This is a genomic window from Streptomyces sp. SM1, from assembly GCF_002910825.1.
Classification (GTDB): domain Bacteria; phylum Actinomycetota; class Actinomycetes; order Streptomycetales; family Streptomycetaceae; genus Streptomyces; species Streptomyces okerensis.
In genome coordinates this window covers 1-4,362 of record NZ_NEUB01000563.1, presented here as the reverse complement: position 1 = coordinate 4,362, position 4,362 = coordinate 1, and the positions used below count along the sequence as shown (strand labels likewise).

Annotated in this window: 5 protein-coding genes and 1 pseudogene; 1 reads left to right on the top strand and 5 read right to left on the bottom strand. The window is 73.5% G+C overall.

Going from position 1 to position 4,362, the window contains the following annotated elements; all coding sequences use genetic code 11:
• From B9S61_RS13735 to B9S61_RS13725, 3 genes and pseudogenes are all read right to left on the bottom strand, one after another.
• Nucleotides 1-476 (bottom strand): TerD family protein (locus B9S61_RS13735; RefSeq protein WP_146064831.1); only part of this gene is annotated, 476 nt, incomplete at its 3' end.
• 96 nt (nt 477-572) lie between these two features.
• Nucleotides 573-926 (bottom strand): UBP-type zinc finger domain-containing protein, encoded by a 354-nt coding sequence (locus B9S61_RS13730; protein ID WP_103542512.1) that lies wholly within the window; start codon nt 924-926, stop codon nt 573-575.
• Between the two features lie 70 nt (nt 927-996).
• Nucleotides 997-1,168: pseudogene (locus B9S61_RS13725) on the bottom strand (fused response regulator/thioredoxin-disulfide reductase); the annotation flags it as partial.
• Nucleotides 1,169-1,380: 212 nt separating this feature from the next.
• Here B9S61_RS13725 and B9S61_RS13720 point away from each other — a divergent pair.
• Complete coding sequence (locus tag B9S61_RS13720; RefSeq protein ID WP_103542511.1) at nt 1,381-2,253, top strand: universal stress protein; 873 nt, start codon at nt 1,381-1,383, stop codon at nt 2,251-2,253.
• 13 nt (nt 2,254-2,266) lie between these two features.
• On the opposite strand, the gene B9S61_RS13715 is transcribed toward B9S61_RS13720, so the two are convergent.
• Together B9S61_RS13715 and B9S61_RS13710 are read right to left on the bottom strand one after the other, a co-directional pair.
• Nucleotides 2,267-3,499, bottom strand: a complete 1,233-nt coding sequence (locus B9S61_RS13715; RefSeq protein ID WP_103542510.1) for a DUF4032 domain-containing protein — start codon at nt 3,497-3,499, stop codon at nt 2,267-2,269.
• A gap of 41 nt (nt 3,500-3,540) precedes the next feature.
• Entirely contained in the window at nt 3,541-4,287 is a 747-nt protein-coding gene (locus tag B9S61_RS13710) for an MBL fold metallo-hydrolase (protein ID WP_103542509.1), read from the bottom strand.
• Between the last annotated feature and the right edge of the window lie 75 nt (nt 4,288-4,362).

Sequence of the window (4,362 nt, the reverse complement as noted above, 5' to 3'; positions counted from 1 at the left end):
TCCGTCACGTCCACCCCGAAGTCCCGGGCGAGACCGGCCAGTCCGTCGGCGTACCCGTGGCCGAGGGTGCGCAGCTTCCAGCCCTCGCCGCGCCGGTAGAGCTCCGCGAGGAGCAGGACGGTCTCCTCCCGGGGGCGTGGCGGCGTGAACCGGGCGAGCGGGCGTCCCGCGTGGTCGTCGACCTGGAGCACGGGTGGGGGCAGGGCGCTCAGCGGTGTGCCGGGCGCGGCCGGACTGACGGCCACCGTGACCCGGGTGGCACCGGGGCGCAGCGCCCGCGGGTCGACGGTGAGAGTGCCCGCGCCCAGGCGGGTGCCCGGGGCGGACGGCTGGTTGTAGAACACGAAGTCGCCGTCGCCGCGCACCGTTCCGCCGTCGTCCGTGATCAGCGCGGACACGTCGAAGGGACCGGTCACCCGCACGGTCACCGCACCGCCCGGGAGGGCCAGATTGCCGCCGGGAACCAATTCGCTCATCGCGCCGCCCTGATGTCGTCGTACACGCGGACCGGTGGGGGTGTCCGGAGAACGACGAGCGGGGGACGCGGGTTCCCGCCCGCGCGGCGCAGTGGCTCAGCGGTGCAGCGACGCCGCCCAGTCGGCCGGAACCCGGCCCGCGGGGCCGGGCGCCGGCTGGTCGGCGGGACGGCTCACCGGTGGGGCGAGTTCGGGGCCGGACTCCTGCAGCTCCTCGGTGGCGTAGTTCCAGAACCAGCCCTCGCCCGGTTCGTAACTGCGGACCACGGGATGCCCGGTGGACTCGAAGTGCGCCGTGGCGTGCTGTCCGGGTGAGCTGTCGCAGCAGCCGATGTGGCCGCAGCCCGCGCAGCGCCGCAGGTGGAACCACCAGCCGCCCGTGGTGTCGCAGTCGACGCACCCCGCTCCGGTGGGCGGGACGCCGGGGTCGATGCCGTGCTCGCTGGTCATGCGGGCTCCTCGGGAGTGTCGTCGGGTGCCGGTGCGGTGAGCGGGAGAAGGACCAGGAAACGGGTGTCGCCCGCCGCACGCCCGGGTGGCCGTCCAGGGCCTGTTCCGGGAACCCGATGCCGTTCATCCGCGGCATCCGGTAGCCGGCGAGGACCACGGCGACGAGGTCGCCGCGGAGTTTCCGGGTCGTCGTCCACGGTCATGATGACGGTCCGCGCTGCGTCGGCGGCGGCCTCGGTCATACGTCCCCCACGTCGTGCGTAGGCTCCCCGGTACGGCCTGGCCCGTTCCGCCGCGGCGACCGCACCGGCCCTGCCCATCGTATGAGTGTTCGTGCCGGTCCGCTCAGGAACGCGTCGCCCCCCGGTCTCCCACCCGCTCCCACCCCGGGGCACGAGAAGGGCGTAGGGAAGACTGGGCCCCGCGCAGTGGACACGACACCGGGAGGAACCGCATGACGCGCCCGATCACGGCAGGGATCGACGGAACCGAGGAGAGCCTCGCCGCGCTGGACTGGGCGGCCAGGGAGGCGGTCCGCCGGGGACTGCCGCTCAGGGTGGTGCACTCCTGGCGGTTCGAGGCACACGACACGGTGGACACCGGGGACAGAGCCACCCAGGAGCAGTGGGTGCGCGACTCGGTCGGGGAGACGGCCCGCACCGTCCGGGAACGGCACCCGGAGCTGTCCGTGACCACGGACGTCCCCGAGGGCGACGCCGTGGAGACGCTGACCGCCCTCACCGCGGACGCGGAGATGCTGGTGCTCGGCTCACGCGGGCACGGCCGGATCCTGGGCTTCCTGGTCGGCTCGGTCGGGCAGCAGGTGATCGTCGGGACGGAGGGGCCGGTGGTCTTCGTCCGCGCCGGGGACCAGGCGTCGAACGAGGTCGCCGGGCACGAGATCGTGGTCGGACAGCAGGGGGATCCGGAGGACAGCGCGGCCGCGCTGGGCTTCGCCTTCGAGACCGCCGCCCGGCGCGGGGCGACCGTGCGTGCCGTGCGCGCCTGGGCCCTGCCGCCGGTGTTCGCCTACAGCCCCGCCTCGCTCCAGCTCCTCGACGAGGCCGGGGGACTGGAGCCGTACGAGCAGAAGGCCCTGGCCGCGGCGCTGGCGCCGTGGCGGGAGCGCTACCCGGACGTGCGGGTGGTCGAGCACGTGGAGATGGGCAGCGCCGGCCAGGTGCTGCTGTCGGTGTCGGGCACCGCCCAGCTGATGGTCGTCGGCCGCCGCGCCCGCCGTACGGCGGTGGGCACCCGGATCGGCTCGGTGGCCTACGGCGTGCTGCACCACGCGGACTGCCCGGTGGCGGTCGTCCCGCCCGCCTGAGCCCGCCGCCGGCTCAGTCGTCCGCCGGCCGCAGGGTCGTCCGGGCCTTGGGGAGGATGTTCCGGATGTAGTCCTCGACGGCCGTGCCGAGACCGATGTCCTGCTGGGCCCGTTCGGACAGGTACCAGCGGTGCTCCAGGAGTTCGTGGTAGATCTCCGCGGCGTCCATCGGACCGCGCAGCTCCGGCGGGACGGAGCGTACGGTGGGCCGGAAGACCTCGCGCACCCAGCGGTGGGCGAGGACTTCCGGCCGGGCGCCGAGGGGGTCGCCCGGGGCGTAGTCGTCCTGGGTGGCCATCCAGCTCTCCAGATCGTTCAGCAGCCGCCTGGCCTGGTTCTCCTCGGCGTCCAGACCGGTGAGCCGCAGCAGTTGCCGCTGGTGGTGTCCGGCGTCGACGACCTTGGGCACGAAGGTGACGGTGTCCCCGTTGGAGGCGTGCTCGATCTGCATCTCCGCCACGTCGAAACCGAGGTCGTTCAGGCGGCGGATACGGCGCTCGATGTAGTGGTACTTGCCCGCCGGGTAGACGGAGGTGCGGGTCAGCTCCTGCCACAGCCCCTGGTAGCGGGCGCAGATCTCGGTGCCGAACTCGATCGGGTCGACGGAGGGGTGCAGTGCCCCGGAGGCCTCCAGGTCGAGCAGCTCGCCGCTGATGTTGACCCGCGCCAGATCGAGGTCGTACTCGCGCTGCCCGACGCTCAGTTCGGGGTGCAGATCCCCGGTCTCGGCGTCCACGAGGTAGGCGGCGTAGGCGCCCGCGTCCCGCCGGAACAGGGTGTTGGACAGCGAACAGTCGCCCCAGGCGAACCCGGCCAGATGCAGTCGCACCAGCAGCACGGCGAGCGCGTCCATCAGCCGGTGCATGGTCGCCGGGCGCAGCGTCGTCTCGAACATCGACCGGTACGGCATCGAGCCACCGAGGTGCCGGGTGACCAGGACGCTCTCCAGCTGCTCCCCGGCGGGGTCGGTACGGCCGGTGACCACCGCGAGGGGGTCGACCGCCGGGATGCCGATCCGGTCCAGGTCGCGCAGCAGCTCGTACTCGCGCAGCGCGGGCCGCTGGGCGAGCTCCTTCACCGCGATCACCTCGTCACCGGCCCGCGCGTAGCGCACCACGTGCCGGGAGATGCCGCGCGGCAGCGGCACCAGGTACTCCTCGGGCCACTCCTCCAGCGGCAGGTGCCACGGCAGTTCCAACAGGAGCGCGGGGTGCTCCGGGTTGGTGGCGTTGATCTGCAGTGCCATGGCTGCGGTGTCCTCGTCTCGCGGGTGATCGTCACCTCACCCTATTGCGCGCGCTCCCGGGCCAGGCGGGCGGCGTCCCCCACCGGCCCCCGGTGCAGCGGGCCGTGTCCGGGCAGCAGCAGGTCGCCGTCCAGCTCCGCCAGGACGTCCAGGGAGGCCACGGCGGTGGCACGCTCGTGGTGGAACATGTCGGTCAGCATCTGGGGCCCCTCGACCCGAGAGGTGGGGTGACCGCTCACCAGGGCGTCGCCCGACACCACCGCCCCCGCGTCCGGAAGGTGGAAGGCGCAGTGCCCGGCCGTGTGGCCGGGCGTGTGCACGGGCACGGGCCGGCCGGGCAGGTCGAGCGGACCCGGCCCCGGGAACGGCTCGGGCGCGGTGACCGCGACGTCCGCCGTCCCGCCGCGGCGCAGTGCGTTCGCCGCCCAGGGCAGCACGCCCGGCCGCCAGCCGTTGCGCAACACCGCTCCGACACCCGCCTGATGCAGGAAGTCCCGTCGCGCGTGCGGGACTTCGGCTGTGTGCGTGTACACGGGCGTGCCGTAGCCGGCGCTCAGGTACTCGGCGGAGCCGAGGTGGTCGTTGTGGGCGTGGGTGATCAGCACGGCCGTCACCGCCTCCGCCGAACTCCCCACGGCGGCCAGGGAGCCGAGCAGCCCTTCGCGGTCACCGGGGTAGCCGGTGTCGATCAGCGTGACGGCGTCCCCCTCGGTGAGGATCACCCAGTTGGTGTTCGTGCCGTGCACCAGATAGGTGCCGTCCGCGACCTGCCGTACCGCTGCCCGCATGACCGTCCCGAGTCCGAGTCGTTCCCGTCCGACGGGTGAAGGAAATCAGATCCCGGCGCGGACGCCCGCGGCGGG